This is a genomic window from Pseudoalteromonas phenolica (assembly GCF_001444405.1).
Classification (GTDB): Bacteria; Pseudomonadota; Gammaproteobacteria; order Enterobacterales; family Alteromonadaceae; genus Pseudoalteromonas; species Pseudoalteromonas phenolica.
Genome location: NZ_CP013187.1, coordinates 1,327,880 through 1,349,006 on the forward strand (window position 1 = coordinate 1,327,880; position 21,127 = coordinate 1,349,006).

At 40.3% G+C, this 21,127-nt stretch carries 27 protein-coding genes; 12 read left to right on the forward strand and 15 right to left on the reverse strand.

The annotated features are described in order from the left end of the window. The first annotated feature begins 56 nt into the window (after positions 1-56). The 4 genes from PP2015_RS05845 to PP2015_RS05860 all read left to right on the forward strand — a co-directional run bounded on the left by PP2015_RS05845 (position 57) and on the right by PP2015_RS05860 (position 2,624). Complete coding sequence (locus PP2015_RS05845; RefSeq protein WP_058029379.1) at positions 57-1,070, forward strand: AraC family transcriptional regulator; 1,014 nt, start codon at positions 57-59, stop codon at positions 1,068-1,070. A gap of 314 nt (positions 1,071-1,384) precedes the next feature. Continuing rightward, positions 1,385-1,750: a cupin domain-containing protein gene (locus tag PP2015_RS05850; RefSeq protein WP_058029380.1), complete on the forward strand. Its 366-nt coding sequence runs from the start codon at positions 1,385-1,387 to the stop codon at positions 1,748-1,750. Positions 1,751-1,973: 223 nt separating this feature from the next. Beyond that, positions 1,974-2,180, forward strand: coding sequence for a zinc ribbon domain-containing protein (locus tag PP2015_RS05855; protein ID WP_058029381.1), 207 nt, complete (start codon positions 1,974-1,976; stop codon positions 2,178-2,180). A gap of 138 nt (positions 2,181-2,318) precedes the next feature. Continuing rightward, positions 2,319-2,624: a DUF2834 domain-containing protein gene (locus PP2015_RS05860; protein ID WP_058029382.1), complete on the forward strand. Its 306-nt coding sequence runs from the start codon at positions 2,319-2,321 to the stop codon at positions 2,622-2,624. Positions 2,625-2,631: 7 nt separating this feature from the next. Here PP2015_RS05860 and PP2015_RS05865 read toward each other — a convergent pair whose 3' ends face one another. From PP2015_RS05865 to PP2015_RS05910, 11 genes are all read right to left on the reverse strand, one after another. Further along, the gene (locus PP2015_RS05865) at positions 2,632-2,901 is read right to left on the reverse strand and encodes a hypothetical protein (RefSeq protein ID WP_058029383.1); all 270 of its coding nucleotides are present in this window, start codon (positions 2,899-2,901) and stop codon (positions 2,632-2,634) included. Between the two features lie 12 nt (positions 2,902-2,913). Next, positions 2,914-3,090 (reverse strand): RebB family R body protein, encoded by a 177-nt coding sequence (locus tag PP2015_RS21590; protein ID WP_083496525.1) that lies wholly within the window; start codon positions 3,088-3,090, stop codon positions 2,914-2,916. 59 nt (positions 3,091-3,149) lie between these two features. Beyond that, entirely contained in the window at positions 3,150-3,428 is a 279-nt protein-coding gene (locus tag PP2015_RS05870; protein ID WP_058029384.1) for a RebB family R body protein, read from the reverse strand. Positions 3,429-3,437: 9 nt separating this feature from the next. Beyond that, the gene (locus tag PP2015_RS05875; protein ID WP_058029385.1) at positions 3,438-3,710 is read right to left on the reverse strand and encodes a hypothetical protein; all 273 of its coding nucleotides are present in this window, start codon (positions 3,708-3,710) and stop codon (positions 3,438-3,440) included. Then, positions 3,703-4,101 carry a RebB family R body protein gene (locus PP2015_RS21595; RefSeq protein ID WP_083496526.1) on the reverse strand — a complete coding sequence of 133 codons (399 nt, stop codon included), beginning with the start codon at positions 4,099-4,101 and terminating at the stop codon, positions 3,703-3,705. Before PP2015_RS21595 ends, PP2015_RS05875 begins: the two co-directional genes overlap by 8 nt. Positions 4,102-4,410: 309 nt before the next feature. Beyond that, complete coding sequence (locus PP2015_RS05885) at positions 4,411-4,704, reverse strand: hypothetical protein (RefSeq protein ID WP_058029386.1); 294 nt, start codon at positions 4,702-4,704, stop codon at positions 4,411-4,413. 68 nt (positions 4,705-4,772) lie between these two features. Further along, positions 4,773-5,048, reverse strand: a complete 276-nt coding sequence (locus PP2015_RS05890) for a RebB family R body protein (RefSeq protein ID WP_058029387.1) — start codon at positions 5,046-5,048, stop codon at positions 4,773-4,775. Between the two features lie 92 nt (positions 5,049-5,140). Then, entirely contained in the window at positions 5,141-5,413 is a 273-nt protein-coding gene (locus tag PP2015_RS05895) for a RebB family R body protein (RefSeq protein WP_390446018.1), read from the reverse strand. A 75-nt stretch (positions 5,414-5,488) separates the two neighbouring features. Then, a complete protein-coding gene (locus PP2015_RS05900) occupies positions 5,489-5,776 on the reverse strand; it encodes a RebB family R body protein (RefSeq protein WP_058029389.1) in 288 nt (95 codons plus the stop codon). Between the two features lie 54 nt (positions 5,777-5,830). Continuing rightward, on the reverse strand, positions 5,831-6,046 hold the full coding sequence (locus PP2015_RS05905) for a RebB family R body protein (RefSeq protein WP_058029390.1): 216 nt from the start codon (positions 6,044-6,046) through the stop codon (positions 5,831-5,833). 99 nt (positions 6,047-6,145) lie between these two features. Continuing rightward, a complete protein-coding gene (locus PP2015_RS05910) occupies positions 6,146-7,624 on the reverse strand; it encodes a helix-turn-helix domain-containing protein (protein ID WP_058029391.1) in 1,479 nt (492 codons plus the stop codon). Positions 7,625-8,035: 411 nt separating this feature from the next. Here PP2015_RS05910 and PP2015_RS05915 point away from each other — a divergent pair, with 411 nt between their 5' ends. The 6 genes from PP2015_RS05915 (at position 8,036) to PP2015_RS05940 (ending at position 14,502) form a co-directional block, all read left to right on the forward strand. Beyond that, entirely contained in the window at positions 8,036-10,609 is a 2,574-nt protein-coding gene (locus PP2015_RS05915; RefSeq protein ID WP_169792716.1) for a reprolysin-like metallopeptidase, read from the forward strand. Positions 10,610-10,611: 2 nt separating this feature from the next. Beyond that, positions 10,612-10,995: a hypothetical protein gene (locus PP2015_RS05920; protein ID WP_058029393.1), complete on the forward strand. Its 384-nt coding sequence runs from the start codon at positions 10,612-10,614 to the stop codon at positions 10,993-10,995. Next, positions 10,961-11,728 carry a response regulator gene (locus PP2015_RS05925; protein ID WP_248843116.1) on the forward strand — a complete coding sequence of 256 codons (768 nt, stop codon included), beginning with the start codon at positions 10,961-10,963 and terminating at the stop codon, positions 11,726-11,728. The genes PP2015_RS05920 and PP2015_RS05925 overlap by 35 nt, the downstream gene beginning before the upstream one ends. 49 nt (positions 11,729-11,777) lie before the next feature. After that, on the forward strand, positions 11,778-13,013 hold the full coding sequence (locus PP2015_RS05930; protein ID WP_128724831.1) for a sensor histidine kinase: 1,236 nt from the start codon (positions 11,778-11,780) through the stop codon (positions 13,011-13,013). Between the two features lie 67 nt (positions 13,014-13,080). Beyond that, entirely contained in the window at positions 13,081-13,593 is a 513-nt protein-coding gene (gene lspA / locus PP2015_RS05935; RefSeq protein WP_058029395.1) for a signal peptidase II, read from the forward strand. Positions 13,594-13,746: 153 nt separating this feature from the next. Next, complete coding sequence (locus PP2015_RS05940; protein WP_405127317.1) at positions 13,747-14,502, forward strand: peptidylprolyl isomerase; 756 nt, start codon at positions 13,747-13,749, stop codon at positions 14,500-14,502. 39 nt (positions 14,503-14,541) lie between these two features. Here the strand turns inward: PP2015_RS05940 and PP2015_RS05945 are convergent, their stop codons facing one another. After that, on the reverse strand, positions 14,542-14,760 hold the full coding sequence (locus PP2015_RS05945) for a hypothetical protein (RefSeq protein WP_058029396.1): 219 nt from the start codon (positions 14,758-14,760) through the stop codon (positions 14,542-14,544). A 159-nt stretch (positions 14,761-14,919) separates the two neighbouring features. Beyond that, on the reverse strand, positions 14,920-16,173 hold the full coding sequence (locus PP2015_RS05950) for an aromatic amino acid transport family protein (RefSeq protein ID WP_058029397.1): 1,254 nt from the start codon (positions 16,171-16,173) through the stop codon (positions 14,920-14,922). 179 nt (positions 16,174-16,352) lie between these two features. On the opposite strand from PP2015_RS05950, the gene PP2015_RS05955 reads away from it, so the two are divergent. Then, a complete protein-coding gene (locus PP2015_RS05955; protein WP_058029398.1) occupies positions 16,353-17,042 on the forward strand; it encodes a glutamine amidotransferase-related protein in 690 nt (229 codons plus the stop codon). 119 nt (positions 17,043-17,161) lie between these two features. Further along, positions 17,162-17,830 (forward strand): hypothetical protein, encoded by a 669-nt coding sequence (locus PP2015_RS05960; protein ID WP_058029399.1) that lies wholly within the window; start codon positions 17,162-17,164, stop codon positions 17,828-17,830. A 22-nt stretch (positions 17,831-17,852) separates the two neighbouring features. Here the strand turns inward: PP2015_RS05960 and PP2015_RS05965 are convergent, their stop codons facing one another. Next, on the reverse strand, positions 17,853-18,761 hold the full coding sequence (locus tag PP2015_RS05965; RefSeq protein WP_058029400.1) for a bile acid:sodium symporter family protein: 909 nt from the start codon (positions 18,759-18,761) through the stop codon (positions 17,853-17,855). A 184-nt stretch (positions 18,762-18,945) separates the two neighbouring features. Continuing rightward, positions 18,946-21,108, reverse strand: coding sequence for a M3 family metallopeptidase (locus PP2015_RS05970; RefSeq protein ID WP_058029401.1), 2,163 nt, complete (start codon positions 21,106-21,108; stop codon positions 18,946-18,948). Positions 21,109-21,127 lie beyond the last annotated feature (19 nt).

The window sequence follows — 21,127 nt, forward strand, 5'->3', positions numbered from 1 at the left end:
AAGCGAGCTTCTTGCGCTAATACGACAAGATTTTGTTATTTTGCGACAGGGTTGTTATGGCGTCAGTCTCAAGTGCATATTTGCACAGTGTTTTGGCTTTTTTGAATGAGCAGGGCATAGCTATAACAGAGATAAAGTGTGATATCGCACAATTCTCATCTGAGCGCGTTGCCATGCAAACCTATGTTGATTTGCTTAATTATGGCGCAGAGAGCTCAGAGCTGAGCTTGTTTGGGTTTGAATTGGGTAAGTGCATTCAAGCAAGAGATTATGGTGTACTGGGCTATTTGGTCGAAAGCTGTGAAAATCTCGCACAGGCCATAGATGTACTCAGGCGATTTGATGCACTGGTGGCTGATATAGGCCAAACTCAGCTAAATGTGACTGACACATTTGCGCACTTAGATTGGCAACCGCTCATCACCGACTGCAAACAGATGGTACTTCGAAATACCACAGCTTGGGTTGCGACGGTGAGAAAAATCCTCGGTGAAACGCTTTCCCCTCATCAAGTGTCATTCAGCTTTGCTCTGTCAGCGCAAGAAATTGTACAGCTAAAAGCGTGGTTTAAGTGCGAGATAATAACAAATGCTAATGAAAACCGCATAAGCTTTGATAGGTCGCTGTTGGCACTTCCATTTACATCTGAAAATAAAGCCATCTTTCTGGCTCTGGTTAAACTTTCTGAAACTGAACTCTCACAAAAAAAGCTTTATCAACCTGAGCTTTCTCAAACTATTCGAAACAGTAACATCAAACAGCAAGTCACTACATTACTCAGTGCTACAAGCAGTTTACAGGGATGTGATCAAAAACGTATAGCCGAAGCACTCTTTATGAGTACGCGAACACTACAAAGAAAGTTGAAAGCGGAGCAAGTGAGTTTTTCGACTATGTTGGAGGCTGAACGTAAATCTCGTATAGATAACTTACTTAAACACAATACCATTGCTCAAACCGCCTATGAACTTGGCTTTATGGAGCAATCTTCATTCACCCATGCATGTAAAAAGTGGTTTGGCATAACACCACTGGCTTATCAAAAATCACTAACAAACAAAAATGCTTAATAATTCATTACAATTTTGTTGATGATATTCAGTTTAAACCTTTGGATCTTAAATAAAAATGTTTTAGCTTAGTAGACGAAATTGAGAATAGTAGGGGGTTGATACCAATCCTCAATAACACTTAATCATTTTGAGGGATTAAACCTGATGATAGCTGCGTTAAAGATTTCTCATTTAGAGCAACCAAATAACGAAATATTTGCCTTGCCTACATGGATGTAGGTACCTCAGCGATAGCAGGACGCGTGAGCGGTGCTACCAACAAGGTTTTCTTGCCTCAAAATAGACTACTTAGTTAAACGGACTGGTATGAGATGAAACAAGATCAGATCAATTTTGCAGACAAATTTGCTAAATTCAATGAGCAATGGTCACCTCGAGTGATTGCAGAGATGAACGATTATCAGTTTAAACTGGTTAAAATTCAGGGCGAGTTTACCTGGCACGATCACAAAGACACAGATGAAGTCTTTATTGTCATCGAAGGCGAGATGGGTATTGAGTTTCGCGACAGAGTTATACACCTTAAGGCAGGTGAAATGTGTGTGGTTTCAAAAGGCGAAGAACACAAGCCATTTGCAGAACAAGAATGTAAGGTAATGATTGTTGAGCCAAAAGGGGTGGTAAATACCGGTGAGGCTGGCGGTGAACTGACTGCAAAAAACGATGTGTATATTTAAGTAACCTGAGCTCTGGATAATAAATCTATCTCCAGCGGCTACTTTCAACGTTAACTGCGTTGAATTTACTTGCAATAGACCAGCTATTGACGCGCAAATTCGCCTTGTTATCGTTAAAAGTCTCCGGCTGCAGACTTGAAAAATCACTAATTATTTTAATATCAATATGTAAGTAAATCTCTTAACCAAAGTTCAGGTTAAGTAATTTTAAAAAGGAGCGGTTATGTCAAACGGTTGGAAATGTCCTAAATGTGATTGTCGAGATTATGAAACAGATACCATTGCAACAACGGGCAGTGGCTGGTCAAAAATTTTCGATATGCAAAATCGTAAGTTTACAGCTGTGACCTGTGTGCACTGTACTTATACAGAGTTTTATAAAAGTAGTACAAGCACACTGGGGAATGTGTTTGATTTGTTTACTAATTAACCTGAATTCTGGATAATAAATCTATCTCTAGCTGCAGACTTGAATAATTATTTATCGGTTCAATATCAATACGTTAGTAAATCTTTTAACCAAAATTCAGGATGATTAAGTTATTGATTGAAAAGGAATTTTAAATATATGGCAAAAGTTTATTTATTGCTCGCTTTTTTGGGCGCGGTACTCCCATATGGTGCCTTATTACCTTGGTTATTTGATAATGGCTTAAATCTACAATTACTTTGGCAAGCAATCACAGCAAACAATATCAGCGTGTTAGCTTGGTTAGATGTGGTGATAGCCGCAGTGGCACTTATTTGCTTCATCGTAACAGATAGCAACAAGCATCAAGTTAGAGGCGCTGCATTTGCGATAATCGCGACCTTGACTGTCGGTGTAGCGTGCGGCTTGCCACTGTATTTATATCTCAAAGAAAAGAATAGGTAAGTACAGATTAAGGCTTAAATTGTTCGAGGATTTTTGCCGACTCTTTACCTATGTTGGCAAATTGCTCGGTGCCTTTTTCGAGCACTTTTTGCGCCTCTTCAATGACCTTTGAATACTTTGGGTCGCCCGTAGCCAAAAGCTGAGATAGCGCTACACCAATCGCTGTAGTGGTAATGGTGCTGAGGTTTCTTAAATTATCGGTGGCGTCTTGCACGGCAATAGCCGTAGACTGAGCTACGGCTTGTTCAGCTTTCTTGCGTGCATTGACATCCGACATGATAGTGCGAGATTAACCTTGCGATAAGATCATGGCGCATGAAGTACTGACAGAAGCCGTACTCACAGTTTGCGAACTTTGCTGAATGGTCACGGCATTTTGCATCATTAAGCCCACAGTATCAGCGAGGCTTGAATCAGACAGCTGTGTGATGATGTCAGAAATGGTTTTTTCGTTGCTATCAGACATACTTACTCCTAGATAACAATGGGAGCTAATCTAGCCCCCAAACATGCTATAAAATTGAGTTACCCTTTCTCAATTAACTCTTCGGTCGTTCTGCCCAGTACCGCACTGCCAATTGCACCGAGCGCATTAACACCCTGCACGGTTGCAGCTTGCGCCATGATATTGGCATTCTGCTGTGCGCTGGTGGCATTATTCCCAGCGTTTGATAGTGATAAACCCAACGCTGTGTAGAAATTACCCATTGCCATCGCAGGGGTATCTGCTAGTACTTTGGTATTTACTTGAGTAATAGAGTCTGTGATCTGTTCATTGACTTTATTGAGTTGTTTGTCGGCCATAATGAGTCCTTATTCCGTTTGATTGTCTGCTTGCGTTGTCGGCACACCAAGTTGTTCACTGAGTGCTGACATGGCTTGAGTGAGTGTTTTGTCAACGTCATTCAGCATGGCGTCAACGTGTTTAGAAATTTTGCTCGCTTCTTCAAAAGGTTGGTGCTCGTTTAACACTTTTTGATTGCCTTGCAGGAGCGCATTGACCTCTTGCTGCTTGCTTTTTGTGAGCGCAGTAATTTGTGCTAATTGCTCAGCACAATGAGCTTGAATTGTTTCGGTACTATTCATCGTCAGTTGACTCTTTGGGTTTTTTGCCTAAAAAGTTAAACAAGTTGAAGCGCTTTTTCTGTGGAGGCGGGGGCGTTACTTCCTCTTCAGGCTCTACATCTTCAATATCTGAATCTTGCTCAAGCTGTAAGGGAGCTGGAGGAACTTGGGACGCAGCATGAGTTTGTTGAGTCGACGCTGGTAAATGAGTCGGTGTTTGCAATAATCGAGCACAGGCATTGGTGATCGATGCCGAAGTGGTCATTTGTGCACTTTGTTGGTTGGTGATCGCATTATGCATCGACAAACCCAATGTCTCAGCGAGGGTAGCTTCAACCATACTGGTTGGCTGCTGTGAAAATGGGTGGTTGTCTTCAGGTACTTGGTTTGTGGTATTTTGTTCGTCACTCATTGCTTTGTCCTTGCTTTAAGCACGCAAAAACTGCGTAGATTATACCAATCCGCAATAACACTTAATCATTTTGAGGGATTAAACCTGATGATAGCTACGTTAAAGATTTCTCATTTAGAACAACTAAATAACGAAATATTTGCCTAGCTAGCGACAAGGTTTTCTTGCCTCAAAATAGACCACTTAGTTAAGCGTATTGGTATTAGTTAGAAATTAAATACAGCTTATCGCCTATCGCTTGAACAAAATCGGGGCTTTTTACTGAAAATACGGGGATGATTAAGGCAATAAAACTCATCCCCATAGTGGTTATTCGGCGGTCTCGTGTAACACAGTGGCAATTTTTTCGCCCACCACACTGAAGTTTTCAGCACCTTGAGAGACAATAGATTGTGCCGTTGAAATAGCTTCAACATATTTGCTATCACCCGTTTCTAGAAATTGTGATAACGCGACACCAATTGCAGTTGTACTTAAGGTATTGAGGTTACGTAAATTGTCAGTTGCATCTGCCATTGCCAAGGCGGTAGATTGGGCGATTGACTGTTGTGCGCTATTAACTGCAGACTCACCTGCCTCAGGGGCTTGGTTTAGATTACTCATATTTTACTCCTGCAAAAAAGCCCTTAGTTGCAAGGCAAGTAAGGGCCTGAAGGCATCAGAAAAAGCGATTAAGCGCCTGGCTCAATAATGCTTTCAGCACTGCGGCCAATCACTGAGCTACCAATAGACATCAATGAATTAACACCTTGCACAGTTGCAGCTTGCATTGTGATTGCAGCTTGTTGTTGTGCCGCAGTTGCATTGTGCGCAGCGTTACCTAATGCTTGGCTTGTTGACATGAGTAGGTTACCCATTGCCATTGCTGGTGTTTCACCTACAACTTTAGTGTTTACTTGTGTAACTGAATCAGTAACTTGCGGGTTTACTGTTAGTGCATCTGCCATGATTTTCTCCTGTGACCGAGTCGGTCCTTATTAAGAATAAATAAAATTAAGAATTAAAAAGCGCCATACAAATTGTATGGCGCTGAGCGCGATTAGCCTTTTTCGATGATGCCTTCAGCGCTTCGACCTACTACAGAGCCACCAATTGACATTAGTGAGTTAACACCTTGCACAGTTGCAGCTTGCATTGTAATTTGCGCTTGTTGCTGTGCTGATGTGGCGTTGTGCGCAGCATTACTTAATGCTTGGCTTGTTGACATTAATAGGTTGCCCATCGCCATTGCTGGCGTTTCACCTACAACTTTTGTGTTTACTTGAGTTACTGAATCAGTGATTGCACCATTAACTGTTGCTGTCATGATAATTTCCTTTCTTTAGGTTAATTTTGACTGTTAAGTCGTTAAGTTAAATGAGAGATTTTGCCAAACAAAACCGCTCAATTAAGATAAAATCTCTGCGGTACCCCGGCCGATCACTGAGCTACCAATAGACATCAGTGAATTCACACCTTGTACTGTCGCTGCCTGCATTGTGATTGAAGCCTGTTGGTTACCGGTTGTTGCATTTAGCGCTGCTGTGCCTAATGCTTGACTGGTTGCCATATGCACGTTACCCATTGCCATTGCAGGTGTTTCACCAACGACACTGGTGTTTACTTGCGTAACTGAGTCAGTGACCTGGCTATTTACTTGAAGTGGTGTTGCTGCACCACCAGCTGCTGCTGCCATAGTTTGTTTCCTTCTTCATGTTAATAATTCGCTCATTCCTAGCGGCTTGAGCTTTTATGCTTTCGCATACTTGGCACCAAGAGAGAGAATTAAATTCGCTCCAATGGCGGTATTTGTTTTGATCAGCACATTGTGTTGTTGCTGAGAATATGTTGCATTGTGAGCAGCATTACCCAGTGCCTGTGCCGTTGCCTGAACTAACATGGCACGAGAAACTTGGGGTGATTGTTGGTTAACTAAGTCTTGTATTTGTGTGCTTAGGTCTTCCATCACAGTGTTCCGTGCTTGTTTCTATAGGTTCATATTAGGGGGTGCTGAGTTTTGTTAATCGGGCAATTGCGCTAACAATTGCCGCGAAAGTCGGGTTGTTTAAATACGGTAGGATTTGTACTGTTTTTTAAATTCTCGAGGCGACATACCAGTGAAGCGCCTAAAGATTTTTTCGAAATGACTTAAGTCACCAAAGCCCACTTCTAAACATAAATCGGTAATACGAATGTTTGGGTTTTCCTCTATCATGGCTTTAGCATGTTCTATTCTGAGCTCAGCTAAAATTTGCTTAAAGCTCTTATTCAACGAGTTTTTAAATAAGTAAGACAAGTGAGATGGGCTGACAAATGCTTGATTAGCAAGGCCTGTTAATGTGATCTCCTGATGCCAATTATTCTGCATATGAATTAATGCTTTAAGCAAACTCGGGTGTAGAGATCTTTGCTCAGAAACCTGTTTTTTGAGCAAAATTTTAACGATAGATTTCCGGTGTTCTCCAGCGGTTTGTTCAACACAATTTTCTAGTTGTTGACTAAATTCAGGCAGTGTCTGTTTAAGTATTTCTGAGCAGATATCATCTTGATGTGAAAGTGTAATTAACTTCACTAATGTTTGCTCTAACTGCATTATGTTGCCAGGCCAATCATACTGACTGAGCAAATCAAAACACTCTTTCGTAAGTTTTTGTTTATGGTTTATTTTATGGCGTTCAAACAATATGTTTATTAGCAGAGGTAAATCAGTTTTTCTGTCTTTTATACTTGGGATAGGTAGCTCAAGAAAGCTGAGTTTTTCGAATAAACCACGAGAGAATAATCCTTGATTTACTCGTGCGTACAAATTGTGTTCACTACTTGAAAGCAATCTTGGCTGTGAAGTATTTTGACTTAGACTATATTGGCTTGTCAGTAAGGTATTGAGCTGTGTTTGCTGCGACATTGGTAAATGGCTGACATTAGCTATTAATAATGAGCCATTTTGAGCCTGTTCGAATGCCTGCTTTAGTTTGTTTTCAAAGTTATTTGTGTCAATAGATGTACAATCTAGCTCAATAAAAGGACCTGTTCTTTTATCACTTAGCATATGAATGCTAATGGCTGTTGCCAATGTTTCACTCCCCATTGGGGTATTCAAGACGAGAGGGAATAAAGTGTTGGCACATTTTTCTATGAGACGTTCTAGTTTGTTTATTTCAGCGCTATAACCTTGCAGAGCAAAGTTTTGTCCAAATTTTTCATGACTCAATTGAGCGACTTTTAGCCTGGCAAACATCAATCCGAGTTGACTGGCGAATTGTTTGAATGCTAACTCCTCGGCAGAGCCTTGTCTTACTTCAACAAGCAGGTGCAGTGTACCGAGTGGCTTTCTTTGATAATTAATCGGGATATTTGAGATGGGTTTCTCAAATTGGGCCGATTTAGGCCAAAAATGCGAAACTGCATGACTGGTGTGATATTCCACAACGAAGTCACATCGTGTTAAATGATTAAATTTATTATCTAGTAGCTGTTCAATTGAGCGCTTAAAAAAAAGTGCTGTATCGAAAGGGCTCCTTTTCACTTGTGAGCGAATTTCCATCTTATTTCTCCGGTTTGTTAGCCACCACACGCCTCTATTTTATTTATCCTAAAAAAAGCAACTAAAGTCAGTGTTAAATAAAATCCTTTATCAGCATTTCTGTGGTGAAAGTAGTGTGTAATTGGCAAAGTACTGGAAAAGACGCGCCTTAAATCGGGGAAATCGAGCTAATAGTGATTACAATTTATTACACCAATTAAGAAAACGTCTTGTTAACATTGTTTAGGCTTTTAGTGCCAAAAAAATGGATAAGCGCTTGCCAGACTCGAAAGTGCAAGGAGCTAGCCAAATGCAAAAATTGCAATTACTCGTATTTGTATCAAGCTTGATACAAATACATCACAAATGGATACCCAAATGGTGGTTTTAAATCGATACAGTGGTTTTACTCATCAATGGGAAGACAACACAATGAAAAAAACTTTGTTAGCAGCAGTATTAAGCCAAATTATGTACTTACCCGCTCATGCGAGCGAATTATGGCAGCCGACCACACAAAATAGAGGCTCAGAGAGTCAACAGTCACAACAATATCACCTTGAGATTAGTCAATTACAAAATAGGTTATTAACTGCAAATGATGAAATAGACTTAAAACTGCCTTTACCAAGTGGTGAGTTTGTTCTATTTAAAATTAAGCCCAGTAAAGTCATGTCAGATACATTGGCGGAAAAGTTTCCTGATATTAAAACTTTTGTTGGTTTTCAAACCGATAACCCAGCAAACACGGGTCGTTTCGATATCGGCCCGAAAGGTTTCTTTGGTGTTTTTAATCAAGGACAAACAAGAGTATTCATAGATCCAGAACAGTCAGAGCATATTTATCGAAGTTACGAAGCTCAAGCACTGCATACATCTAAACTAATTCAGCAAGGTGCTCCGATTAAGCGTCTACAAAGCAATTCGTTAAAACGTGAACAAGCACAATTAAAACAAACTCTGGCAGAAGAAAGTACGTTACCAAATACGCATATTACATACCGTATTGCATTTACAACTACAGGGGAGTACAGCCAATTTCATGGTGGCACAAAAGAAAAAGTGATGGCAGCTATAGTTACCATGGTGAATCGTTTAAATGATGTTTATGAACGAGATTTGGCCATGCAATTTGAGATAGTGGGTGATAATGACAAGCTGATTTTTTTAGACCCTGAGACTGACCCATTTGCAAACACTGATGAAGATATTGATATTCTCACTGAGCAAATTAATGGCTTAATTTCAAAAGATAGTTATGACATTGGTCACTTAGTGGGGACTGGAGGTGGCGGTTTAGCTGGGTTTGAAGTGGTATGTACTGAGTACAAAGCCGAGGGGGTGACTGGCAGTGAAGCGCCAACTAATGACGCATTTCACATTGATTATGTTGCCCATGAAATAGGGCACCAGTTAGGTGCAGATCATACATTCAATGGTTTAGCTGGAGCATGTGATGGTAATCGAGCAGAAAACAGCGCTTATGAACCAGGCAGCGGCTCTACCATCATGGGCTACACGGGGATTTGTGATGAGCAAGACTTGCAGGCCAACTCAGATCCTTATTTTCACATCCATTCACTAGACCAAATGAATAAGTTCAGTCGTTTAGGTGCAGGAAATACATGTGGTGTTCATAAACAACGAACGAATGCAAAACCTACTGTTGAAGCAGGTCAAAACTATACTATTCCAGCTAAAACTGCGTTTAGATTGGTGGGTTCAGCTCAAGATACAGATGGCGACACACTCAATTATAGCTGGCAACAGTTTAACTTAGGGCCTGCATCCGCAGATAAACAACAAGACAGTGTAGATGATGGTAATCGACCCTTGTTTAGAACGTTTAATCCAAGTTCAGAGCCAACCCGTGTTGTACCTAAGATGAGCGACCTTTTAAAGGGAGAGCTGAGTTACGGTGAAGCGTTTGCTACCACAACGCGTGCGTTAGATTTTCGTTTGGTTGTTCGCGATGGGCAAGGCGGTGTTGCTGATGACACCATGCAAGTTAATGTCGTTGAAGTTGAGCAAGGCTTTTCTGTCACGCTACCTGACCAATCAAGTAATTGGCGTGATAATGAACAAGTTGTTACTTGGCATACTGCGGGTACTGAAAACGCGCCGGTCTCTTGTGAAAAAGTAGATATTTTACTTTCAGATGATGCCGGACAAAGCTTTAAAACTACCTTAGCGCAAGGTGTTGCGAACAATGGTCAAGTCAATGTTCAGCTCGAAAATATGACAACGACTCAAGCCCGAATAAAAGTGATGTGTAGCGATAATATCTTCTTTGCGATTAATTCTGGTAATTTTGCAATTGAAATTGGAGAAGGCCCAATCACAGAAATCGCCCCACAAATTACGGGTCAAGTCGCGTTGTCAGTGAATGAAGATAGTAGTATCACGATCAAGACCTCTGATTTAACTTATGCAACAGCAAAGCCTGTTGATAAGCTCACCATAAAGTCAGGTGAAAATTATACATTGGATAACTTAACCATCACGCCCACTGCTGATTTTAATGGCTCGCTTATAGTGCCGGTTACCGCATCTAGAGGCGAGCTTAGCAGTGAGGAATTTCAGCTAACAATTACGGTTGCAGCGGTTAATGATGCACCTGTTGCGCAAGATGACACTTTTGAAGTGGACTTTGAAGCCAGTGAAGTGACCTTGGATGTACTTAGCAATGATTCAGATAAAGATTTAGATACATTGGTCGTTGAAAGTGTTGATTACCAAGGGCAAGGTTCAGCTGAGATTAAAGAAGGTAAGCTTGTTTACTCAGCAGCGAGCAGCTTTTCAGGGAAAGAAACATTTAATTACACTGTATCTGATGGCAATGGTGGTACAAGCACCGCACAGGTAGAAGTTACAGTTAAAGAGGATCCGACGCCAGTGCCTCAGCCAACACCTGAGCCAAGTAATGATGACGGTAGTTCGGGATCGGTCGGTTTATGGTCGTTGCTAGGACTTGCTGCATTATTCTTAAGAAGAGTGAGGAAGTAATAATGATAAAGCTCACCAGTATCGCTTTATTAGCTGGGTTCTTAGTAGGTTGTGCATATACTGCACAACCTATGGAGTCCAGTGCTCATAAAACTAGTCAGCGTGAAATGACAAAGCAAATAGAATTAGCAGTAGAAAAAAATGACTATAGATTGTTAGCCTTGGCAAGTAGGCGTTTAGTTTTTCCAGGCTTAGAGCAAGAAGATACTGCGAAATTAAAGAAAATGTGTGGAGTGCGTTACGTCGACAAGAGCCCAGACATCATTAAAAGCATAGAAGAAAAACAAAAGCGCAGAGATGCATATGCTTTTGCAAAATCGTTTAACCAAGCGATGTTAAAGCACTGTTTAAATGTCGCTTCTGATTCAAAGCATGCAGTTGAATGATACACTTATGTTAGATGAAAGATGTGCAACAGTAGGGCATACAGACGTGTATTCAATTTTATTAATTGATGATGATATTGAGCTAACCGACTTGGTTAGCCAATTTTTAACTCAAAATGGTTACGAAGTCCGAGTTACTAATCACGGTAATAATGCAATCAATGATATTGAAACTTCGAAGCCAGATTTAATCATTCTCGACTTAATGTTACCTGGCACAGATGGACTTACAATATGTAAAGCCATTAGACCAAACTTTGCAGGCCCTATCATTATGCTCACCGCTTTAATTGATGATATAGACGAAGTAACAGGCTTAGAAGTTGGTGCAGACGATTATTTATGTAAACCCATTAAGCCTAGAGTGCTTCTGGCACATATTCGCGCCCAATTGAGAAGGCAATCAAGTCTCATAGAGCAGCAACAAACAAAAATTGTTTCGTGCAAAGGCGACCTACAGATAGATTTGCCTAACCGGCGTGTTCAATATTTGTCTCAAGATATTGACTTATCGAGTGCGGAATTCGATTTACTGGTGATTTTAGCAAGTTCGCCTGGTGAGATTTTCTCAAGAGAAAGATTGCATAAACGTATTTTTAAACTTGATTACGATCCCTTGGATCGCTCAATAGACTTGAGAGTCTCTCGCCTTAGAAAAAAGTTAGGCGATGATCCTAAACAGCCAAGACTGTTAACGACAGTTAGAAACAAAGGGTACTTACTTGCAACTTAACCTCAAAAAAATTGTCATTGGGTCACTATTTCTGCTTCTATGTAATTTGGTGGCAGCGCATGTCACCTACCACTATGCTCAACCAGCTCTAGTTGAAGAAGCCATCGATGAATGGGAAACACACCTATATAAAGTAGCCAATGATCTTGAATCAGCCCTAAATGACAGTTCAGCGAAGCATTGGGAGAGTATAGCCCTAAAGGCAAGCGAGCGTTATGCTGCTGATGCTTATATTGTTCTAGCAGAAAACCTCGCGGCTTATGAACAAGATTTATTTTCTAGAGCACGCTTGAACAAGCAACAGAAATTCATTGATTTATCAACATCGAGCGTGTTTTATGTGCTTGACGAGCAACAGTTGATGGTGCTTGAAAATGTGTATTTTGACAGTTTAATGAACTGGTTATCAGATTGGCTTCTTTGGCTTGTCGCCACCGTTTTGAATCTGGGAGCATTGTTAGCATTTACATTATATTGCTGGGCTGAGCAAAGGCGCTTGGTAAAAAACATCGCAAATATTAATGAGAAAACATGTGCTGGCACAAATTCAATTGATGATCAAATTAGCCATATAAAACATTATTTATCTGATATTAGCGCTCAAAATCAAACCCAATTAAACTTACAAAGAGATCTTCTACATGGTGTTGCACACGAATTTCGTAGTCCCATGGCGCGTATGCAGTTTGCATTAGATATGTTAGAGGATGCTGAAGAACAAGATAGGCAGGATCTTACGTTATCTATGCAAAAAGCACTGCAAGGCCTAGATGACTTAGTTAAGGAGCTTCTTTCTTATGCGCGTTTAAAAGACGGAACAACAGTATTAAATATAGAGTTCTGTTCACTTGTTGAATTGCTCAAGCAGGCAATCAAGCAAGTTGAACCCTTTTACCCAAGTATTCAATTTGAAATAAAAGACAGTCAAATAGAGGCTGAGGTTGATACACATTTATTAACTCGATTATTCATTAATATACTGCGAAATGCAGGCAGGTTTGCCAAAAGTAAGTGTGAGATCAGTCTAATTTTAAAGAGCGACTCAATTCACTGCATGTTCGAAGATGACGGCATTGGGATACCGCCAGGCAAAATTTCTAGAATTTTCGAACCATTCACACGACTTGAGCCAAGCAGGTCAAGAGATTCAGGCGGATGCGGTCTAGGGTTAGCAATAGCGCGATCAATCGCGCATCTGCATGGCGGCGAACTAACGGTTATTGAAAAGCAGCATGGTTTAGGTGGTGCATGTTTTTGTTTGGTTTTGTCATTTAACCCAAGATGATTGCCATTTATTTAAGACTTAGATACTTTGGAATAAAATTTGGTACATATTTATTTCGGTCGTACTTATGTTTACAAAAAACACCCCTAAAACAGTTTTTATTGTGGTGACACTGCTCACTTTGATTTTTGATCAGCTTTCTAAGATTTGGGCTGCAAATTCTTTAAAACCTTGGCCAATGGCGAGTTATTTTAATGATGTGTTTCGAATTGGTTATGCTGAGAATCATGGTGCTTTTTTGAGTTTGGGCGGTGCAATGCCTGAGTCAATGAGAAAGGTCGCGTTTATCGGCATAGTCGGGGCTTTCCTGTTGGGTATCATTGTCTATGTATTAAGAGATAAGAAACTGACAAACCCGATGGCGGTTGCATGGGCGCTGATTGTATCTGGTGGCACTAGTAATTGGCTAGATAGAGTATTAAATGATGGTGGTGTTATTGATTTCTTAAATGTGGGCATCGGTAGCGTACGTACAGGGGTTTTTAACATTGCCGATATGTTTATTTTGGCCGGTGCGGGAATGCTATTATTTTATGGTTGGCAAGAAGAGCGTGCTGCGAAAAAAGCTGCTAGCTCTTAGTTTTATCAACTTTTTACTACAGCCCACTTTCAATGAATTAGAGCTTTGTGTTTGTAATTGTTATTAATTGTTACACAAAGCTTGCACTCTCTTTTCATTTTATCTTTTAACCAGTAGTCTTAGCACCAAGTTTTTATATTTGAGGCAAAGACATTGATTAAACATCTTTTTTCAGCAGCATTATTGGTTGCTAGCAGCTCTGCAATGGCAACCATTGTAGAGTTTCAAACTTCCCAAGGTAGTTTCCAAGTTAACCTGTTTGATCAAACCACGCCTAAAACGGTTGAAAACTTCATGAAGTATGTCAACGCGGACCGTTATCAAGATGTAATATTTCACCGCTTAGAGCCAAATTTTGTGTTACAAGGTGGCGGCTTCTTTTATGAGGGTAGTATTCCACTGAGCCAAGTAGAGTCATTTGGTAATGTAGATAATGAGCCTGTTTATTCAAATGTTCGCGGGACCATTGCGATGGCTAAGATGGAAGGTAATGCGAATAGTGCCTCAAGCCAGTGGTTTTTTAATCTCAAAGACAATAGTGCTAATTTAGACGTGCAAAATGGTGGCTTTACCGTATTTGGTCAGGTGATTGGTGATGGCATGGATATCGTTGATAAAATTGCCAAATTAGAGCGCTGTGGTTCGATTCCTTTGGTTGATTACTCGCAAGAAAAATGTGCTGACGTTCAAGTTAATCCAGACGAGAGTAATTTCATAACAATCAATGCGGTGACTGTTATTGATGACAGTGAAAATACGGCAGAAAACTTAGAACCTAAGAAAAATACTTTGCTTAAACCAACCAATCCTGACTCGGGTAATGGTAACAGCAATTCAGATAGCAGTTCAGGTAGCTTATTTAGCCTATTGATGCTTTTAGGGGCAGGCTTATTTATTCGAAGAAGATAATTTAGTAAAAGCAGGGGAAACCCTGCTTTGTCGTTATTATTAATAAATAGTAACTTGCCCACCTTGCGCTTCGCATTTCGATACTAGGTAGTTGAAGTCACTCTGATTTGTTGCTTCTTCAATCCATGGGAACCCACTAGATACAGGAAAACAAGCAACTGAAACTTCTTGAAACCCTTTCGCAATTGCTGCACTAGAGAAATAAGCTGCTGAGATCAGAACAGAAGAAATAGCTAACGATTTTATTGTTTTTAACATAATGATTCCTTGTTTTTTGTTTGTTTATTATACATCAGCAATATCACTCCTAGAGCTGATTAAATTAAGCTATCAAAATAGGAACAAAGAGTAAAGCTCATAAAAAAGCCCGAGTATTGTTACTCGGGCTTTTTTATATATTGTTTACTTAAGCATTGATCACCAGCTAAATAACAATGCAGATACTGCAAGTAAGCCAACCACTAATACAAAGTAAGTGCTCAAACGGCCTTTGTATTTATTGAGGCTTGGCACTTTGTAAATGGCGATGGTTGGCATTACGAATAAAATCATCGCAATGATTGGACCAGAAATCGCTTCCATCATGCCCAGAATACTTGGGTTAATTACTGCACAGATCCAAATGGTGATAAACATCACCGCAACACCAATTTTATCCGCAGTTGCATTACCAAGTTTAGTTTGTTTAGTCACCAAACCATTGAAGCTTTCACGTGCACCTAAGAAGTGACCTAAGAAAGAAGACGTAATGGCAACGAATGCTACGAAAGGACCAAGTAGGGCAATATATGGATTATCATACACGTTAGCTAAGAATGACAGCACAGACACATTTGCTTCTTTTGCCTGAGCCATTTGCTCTGGTGTTAAAGAGAAAATACAAGAGAACACAAAAAGCAGTACAAATAAGATCAGCATTAACGATGTGTATTTTAAGATCTTTTCACTCTTAGCAACCGCTTCTGATTTGTAGTGACGACGCTGCACATTGGCAAAGCTAGAAATGGCAGCTGCATGGCTGAATGAGAATACAATTACAGGCACTGAGAGCCATAATGTATTGCTCAGTTCACCGATATCCGGTGCTGACACAGCTGGCATTTGCCAGTTAGGAATTAGGTAAAGTGATAAGAATAATAAAATCGCCACTAACGGATAAACCAAAGCAGAGAAGGCGCGCATGAGAAGCTTTTCACCGCCCAGCATTAAACTCACCATAAACGCAACCAGTACGCCAGATAGGGCAATACGAGGGATAGACTCCATGCCTAACTGGTTCACCATAAAGCTATCTACCGTATTGGTTAAACCCACACCGTAGATAAGTAGAATAGGGTAAATAGAGAAAAAATATAGAAGTGAAATTAAACGGCCCGCACCAGCACCAAAATGCTCTTCAACCACATCGGTGAAATCTGCGTTATCTTGCTTTGATGAGAGCACAAAACGGGCAAGACCACGGTGTGCTAAAAATGTCATAGGGAAGGCTAGTAAAGCCATTATTAGTAGCGGCCAAAAGCCGCCAATACCGATGTTAATTGGTAAAAATAAAATGCCCGCACCGACCGCTGTACCGAATAGGCTTAATACCCACTGCGTATCGTGCTGAGTCCAGCCACCCCTACTGGCTGAAGACATATCTAACGTCATGGCTTCTGGGGAGTTACTCATACTTGTTGTCCTAAAAATTAATAAGAATTATTTTTCGCGCGCATGATATAGAAATTGGCGCTAAGATGCATTTATAAAGGCTTAATCGACACTGAACGGTGTAAAGGGAGTTTGACGAATTTGCAGTTTGTTCCTAACTTGATTACATTATGGTTTTGTTATTGCGTAAAGGACAGTCAATGCAATCAATATTAAAGATCGCTTTAGTCGGAGACTATGACCCCCAAGTGCTTGCCCATCAAGCTATTCCTAAGGCATTGAAATTAAATACGTCTCAGAAGGTGGAGTATTACTGGATTCATTCATCAGAGGTTGACTTAAAAAGCTTATCTCAGTTTGACGGCATTTGGTGTGTACCGAAAAGCCCATATGACAATATGGAAAACGTATTGTCTGTGATACGTTTTGCTCGTGAGCATAAAAAACCATTTTTAGGCACTTGTGCGGGTTACCAACATGCCGCGCTGGAGTTTGCGCGAAATGCGCTAGGGTATGAACAGGCAGGAAGCAGTGAAGTCGATTTAGAAACACCCATGCCTCTTATCAATGCATTGGTGTGCCGTTTAAATCATGAGCAACATGTTATTACTATAAAAACAAGCAGCAAAATACAAGGTTTGTACGGTCGAAGTGAAATTGCTGAAGAATTTAATTGTGGCTATGGTATTAATCAAGAGTACTTAAATTTGTTTAATGGGAGTGAGTTGCTTTTTAGTAGTGTTGACCATCAGGGCTACCCAAAATCATTGGAATTGTTGTCTCATCCATTTTTTATAGGTACCGCTTTTCAGCCAGAACGAAGTGCCTTGCATAATCAGCAGCACCCAATAATTAATGCATTTTTAAATGCTTGTGCATTGGAGCAATGAAAACTGATTGGAGTGGGCTTAATAATCCGAGTTCAAACGAAATAAAATCATTCAGTCATCATATTTTGTATTTCTAACTGCTATACTGCTTTTTAATCATAAGGTTAAAGAGAAGTGATATGAGATTAATTTATTTGTTACTGGGCTTACTTTTTACTTGCTCGGTACTTGCTGAAGAAAAGAAACCAGAGCCAGAACCGCTTGATCCTATGTATCATGGCATTCATCCTATGGCATTAGTTAATAAAGGCTCCAATATCTATGCAGTAAATATGTCAGGATATCGCACGCCTCATGACCTTCAAATTGTATATCAAATAAAAAACCCTGATGTTGCTTTCTTAAATTTGGTCAAAGATGCAGAGTTGGTGACGATTAAGCCACAAGCATTTAATATTCAACGCTTACTGCGTGGTGAAGAGATAACGGTCACAGCAGATATCTATATGGGCCACTTCGATAGAGGCGGCAATTTGTTTTATGCAAACCGCACTATAGAATTTACCGATAAAATTTATGCCAGAGAGTTTAAAGACTTACAAGAATCGTCTCAGTGGCAAGATTATGATTACGTGGATGTTAAGGGAAATGAGCGCATTTATATTCACAAAATCCAAAAAGCTCCTAGCTTTAGTCACTTGATTCATATTGATATGACAGGAGCTTGCTTGCAAAAATTCAGAACATCGAAGCGCGTACCTAAAGAAAGTGAGCTTACTTATAAATTTGTGAACTGCGGCACTTTAAAACCGCTTTATTACGAAGCCGAAGATTTTCAAGAAAAGTAATGTATAAACTTGAATGAGCGCCTTAATCAGCGCTCTTTTTTTGCCAGTACCCCGCTAGAAGAGAGCCACTGATATTGTGCCAAATTGAAAACAGCGTACCTGCAATGGCTGCTGCAGGTGTAAAAAATTTAATCGCAAGTGCTACAGCTAAACCAGAATTTTGCATACCTACCTCAAATGCCACTGTGCGGCAAATCTGTTCATCAAAACCTAATTTCTTTGGTGCCCAATAACCTAACATTAGCCCGATAAGGTTGTGAACAACCACAGCTGCCACAATTAATAGGCTCAAGCTTTGCAGCTTTTGCTGGTTTAAGGCGACGATAATACTGATGATAAAAATAATTGCCAGCATGGCAATTATTGGCAGTTTGCTGTGTATTTTCTCTATTACAGTTGCAAAAACGTAATTCAGTGTAACGCCTACCAATAGTGGCAATAAAACAATTTTTGCTAAACTACTCAGCATCGAAAGCACAGGAATATCAACATTCTGACCAATCAATAGGTTCGTTAATAGCGGTGTCATGAAAACACCAATTAAGGTACTGACTGCTGTCATGGTGACAGATAAAGCAACATCACCTTTTGCTAAATAACACAACACATTACTTGCGGTGCCACCTGCAACAGCACCAACAAGCACCATACCAATTAGCATATGAGTGTCCAATGCAAATAGTTGGCTGAGCAAAAATGCGGTGACTGGCATAATCGTAAATTGCAAAACAAGCCCTAGCCCGATTGCTTTTTTATTTTCAACGACTCGTTTAAAGTCTGCTGGTTTTAGCGTTAAACCCATCGTAAGCATGATGAACATTAACAGCGGCACAATAATGGATTTAAAACCTGTGAATAGACTTGGGTTTAAGTAAGCAATAGCAGAGCTGATAACAGCCCAAAGAGGAAAAAGTTGAAGTGATAGTTTCATCGTAGTTGGATGTGTTTTTTATTTCATACTACCTATTAATATTGTTGATTGATATAGCAAAACCACACATCATCAAATGTGTTTAATGTATTTGAATATACAGAAAATAATAATAAAAAAAGCAACTAGATTTAAAGTGACCTGAGCACAATACCTAGTTGCTTTAATTGGTTATGATGTTGAATTAGTTAACTGTTACCGATAATCCACGGCGCTTAAGTAATGCTTCAGTCGTTGGCTCTTGTCCACGGAAAGCCTTATAAGATTCCATAAGATCACGTGTGTTACCTACTTCAAGAATGTTCTCACGATACTTCTGGCCAATCTTACGGTTTAAACCACCTTGTGTTTGCACATACGCATACGCATCTGCCGCTAAAATTTCACTCCACATGTATGCATAGTAACCTGCTGCGTAACCACCCATTGAGTGATTAAAGTAGGCTGATTTATAGCGAGGCGGGATGTAATCAATGTTTACGTTATGTTTTTCAAGCGCAGCTTGCTCAAACTTAACTATGTCTTGCTTCGGTGCAGAAGCAGGTAATGAGTGCCATTCCATATCTAGGAGTGCAGCTGCAACATATTCAAAAGTATCGAAGCCTTGGTTGAAGCTACGAGATTCGATCACTTTTTTAAGTAAATCTTTTGGAATTGGCTCACCTGTTTTGTAGTGTTTTGCATAGTTTGCAATAACTTCAGGGTACATTGCCCAGTCTTCTTCAAATGTAGAAGGGAACTCTACAAAGTCACGAGATGTAGAAGTACCTGAAAGAGTAGGGTATTTCACTTGAGACAACATGCCATGAACACCGTGGCCCATTTCATGGAAAATAGTGGTCGCTTCGGAGTAGCTAATCAGTGTTGGCTCACCTTCAGGGGCTTTTTGAATGTTCATTACATTCACAATCACAGGACGTTGATTGTCTAGGCCAGACTGTTTAACAAAGGCACTTTTCCATGCTCCACCACGCTTACCTTCACGGGCAAAGTAGTCAGCGTAGAAAATAGCTAGGCTAGAACCGTCTTCGTCTAATAGTTCATAAGCTTCTACGTCTTCATGATAAACCGGTAAGTCTGGGCGCGGCTTAAAAGTAATGCCATATAAACGGTTCATAGTGAAGAACACACCATCTTTAAGTACACGATTAAATTCGAAATACTCTTTAACCGCATTTTCATCTAGGTTGTACTTATCTTTACGTACTTGCTCTGCGTAGAAGAACCAGTCCCATGGTGCTAGTTTGAAGTTTTCGCCAGAGGCATCAATTTTAGCCTGAATTGCAGCTGCTTCCGCATCTACATTCTGAAGAAGCGCAGGTACCATGCTTGAAAGCATATCTAACACAGCTTGTGGCTCTTTTGCCATTTGTGATTCAAGGCCAAAGTGCGCATAACTGTCATAGCCTAATAATGCAGCGCGCTCAGCACGTAATTTTGTGATGGTAGGCACAATATCAGCGTTGCTGTTTTCACCTGTCAGAGCACGCTCAGCAGATGCACGCCACACTTTCTCACGAAGGTCACGATTCTCTAAAGAGGCAAGAATTGGTTGACGTGTCGTATTCGTGATTTTGATAAGGTACTTGCCTTCATGGCCCGCTTCTGCCGCAGCAGTTGCAAGTGAAGCGATTTGTGCATCAGACAGACCAGCTAGTTGCGCTTTATCTTCAACAATAACGACATTGTTTTTAATCAGCGCCATAATGTTTTGGCTGAACTGAGTACCAATTGTAGAAAGCGCTTTGTTGATTTCACGAATACGCGCTTTTTGGTCTTCGTTTAGTTTCGCACCTGAACGAACAAAGCCTTTGTAAAGTACTTCTACTAGACGCTTTTCTTCAGCGGTTAGATTAAGTGCAGCACGTTGGTTATAAACCGCTTCAACACGTTCGAAAAGAGCTTTATTTAAGTTGATATTGTCGCCATGTGCCGCAAACTTTGGTGCCATTTCTGTTTGAATAGCACGGCGTGCGTCGTTTGAATCAGTACCGTTTAAATTGAAGAAAATACGACTTGCTCGAGTCAGTAGCTCACCGCTTTTTTCCATCGCAACAATGGTATTTTCAAAGCTAGGTGCTTCAGTGTTATTCACAATAGCATCAATCTCAGCAAGTTGCTCTTTCATGCCTTGCTCGAAAGCAGGCACAAAGTGCTCATCTTTAATTAAATCAAATTGTGGTGTTTGAAATTGCAAAGGGCTTTTCACAAAAAGTGGGTTTGTACTTTCAATTGAAGCAGAAACTTGCTCATTTTGCGCAGTGTTATTTGTTGTTGTATTGCTTGGCTCAGAGCAAGCACTTAATAAAAGTGCTGAACTAATAGCGGTAGCGATCAGTGTTTTCATTGTTTTTCTCTATTTATGT

What these genes read in the sequence shown, in the direction of transcription:
- PP2015_RS05845 (WP_058029379.1), top strand. Translation starts at nt 57, where the DNA reads ATGGCGTCAGTCTCAAGTGCATATTTGCACAGTGTTTTGGCTTTTTTG.
- PP2015_RS05850 (WP_058029380.1), top strand. Translation starts at nt 1,385, where the DNA reads ATGAAACAAGATCAGATCAATTTTGCAGACAAATTTGCTAAATTCAAT.
- PP2015_RS05855 (WP_058029381.1), top strand. Translation starts at nt 1,974, where the DNA reads ATGTCAAACGGTTGGAAATGTCCTAAATGTGATTGTCGAGATTATGAA.
- PP2015_RS05860 (WP_058029382.1), top strand. Translation starts at nt 2,319, where the DNA reads ATGGCAAAAGTTTATTTATTGCTCGCTTTTTTGGGCGCGGTACTCCCA.
- PP2015_RS05865 (WP_058029383.1), bottom strand. Translation starts at nt 2,901, where the DNA reads ATGTCGGATGTCAATGCACGCAAGAAAGCTGAACAAGCCGTAGCTCAG.
- PP2015_RS21590 (WP_083496525.1), bottom strand. Translation starts at nt 3,090, where the DNA reads ATGTCTGATAGCAACGAAAAAACCATTTCTGACATCATCACACAGCTG.
- PP2015_RS05870 (WP_058029384.1), bottom strand. Translation starts at nt 3,428, where the DNA reads ATGGCCGACAAACAACTCAATAAAGTCAATGAACAGATCACAGACTCT.
- PP2015_RS05875 (WP_058029385.1), bottom strand. Translation starts at nt 3,710, where the DNA reads ATGAATAGTACCGAAACAATTCAAGCTCATTGTGCTGAGCAATTAGCA.
- PP2015_RS21595 (WP_083496526.1), bottom strand. Translation starts at nt 4,101, where the DNA reads ATGAGTGACGAACAAAATACCACAAACCAAGTACCTGAAGACAACCAC.
- PP2015_RS05885 (WP_058029386.1), bottom strand. Translation starts at nt 4,704, where the DNA reads ATGAGTAATCTAAACCAAGCCCCTGAGGCAGGTGAGTCTGCAGTTAAT.
- PP2015_RS05890 (WP_058029387.1), bottom strand. Translation starts at nt 5,048, where the DNA reads ATGGCAGATGCACTAACAGTAAACCCGCAAGTTACTGATTCAGTTACA.
- PP2015_RS05900 (WP_058029389.1), bottom strand. Translation starts at nt 5,776, where the DNA reads ATGGCAGCAGCAGCTGGTGGTGCAGCAACACCACTTCAAGTAAATAGC.
- PP2015_RS05905 (WP_058029390.1), bottom strand. Translation starts at nt 6,046, where the DNA reads ATGGAAGACCTAAGCACACAAATACAAGACTTAGTTAACCAACAATCA.
- PP2015_RS05910 (WP_058029391.1), bottom strand. Translation starts at nt 7,624, where the DNA reads ATGGAAATTCGCTCACAAGTGAAAAGGAGCCCTTTCGATACAGCACTT.
- PP2015_RS05915 (WP_169792716.1), top strand. Translation starts at nt 8,036, where the DNA reads ATGAAAAAAACTTTGTTAGCAGCAGTATTAAGCCAAATTATGTACTTA.
- PP2015_RS05920 (WP_058029393.1), top strand. Translation starts at nt 10,612, where the DNA reads ATGATAAAGCTCACCAGTATCGCTTTATTAGCTGGGTTCTTAGTAGGT.
- PP2015_RS05925 (WP_248843116.1), top strand. Translation starts at nt 10,961, where the DNA reads ATGTCGCTTCTGATTCAAAGCATGCAGTTGAATGATACACTTATGTTA.
- lspA (WP_058029395.1), top strand. Translation starts at nt 13,081, where the DNA reads ATGTTTACAAAAAACACCCCTAAAACAGTTTTTATTGTGGTGACACTG.
- PP2015_RS05945 (WP_058029396.1), bottom strand. Translation starts at nt 14,760, where the DNA reads ATGTTAAAAACAATAAAATCGTTAGCTATTTCTTCTGTTCTGATCTCA.
- PP2015_RS05950 (WP_058029397.1), bottom strand. Translation starts at nt 16,173, where the DNA reads ATGAGTAACTCCCCAGAAGCCATGACGTTAGATATGTCTTCAGCCAGT.
- PP2015_RS05955 (WP_058029398.1), top strand. Translation starts at nt 16,353, where the DNA reads ATGCAATCAATATTAAAGATCGCTTTAGTCGGAGACTATGACCCCCAA.
- PP2015_RS05960 (WP_058029399.1), top strand. Translation starts at nt 17,162, where the DNA reads ATGAGATTAATTTATTTGTTACTGGGCTTACTTTTTACTTGCTCGGTA.
- PP2015_RS05965 (WP_058029400.1), bottom strand. Translation starts at nt 18,761, where the DNA reads ATGAAACTATCACTTCAACTTTTTCCTCTTTGGGCTGTTATCAGCTCT.
- PP2015_RS05970 (WP_058029401.1), bottom strand. Translation starts at nt 21,108, where the DNA reads ATGAAAACACTGATCGCTACCGCTATTAGTTCAGCACTTTTATTAAGT.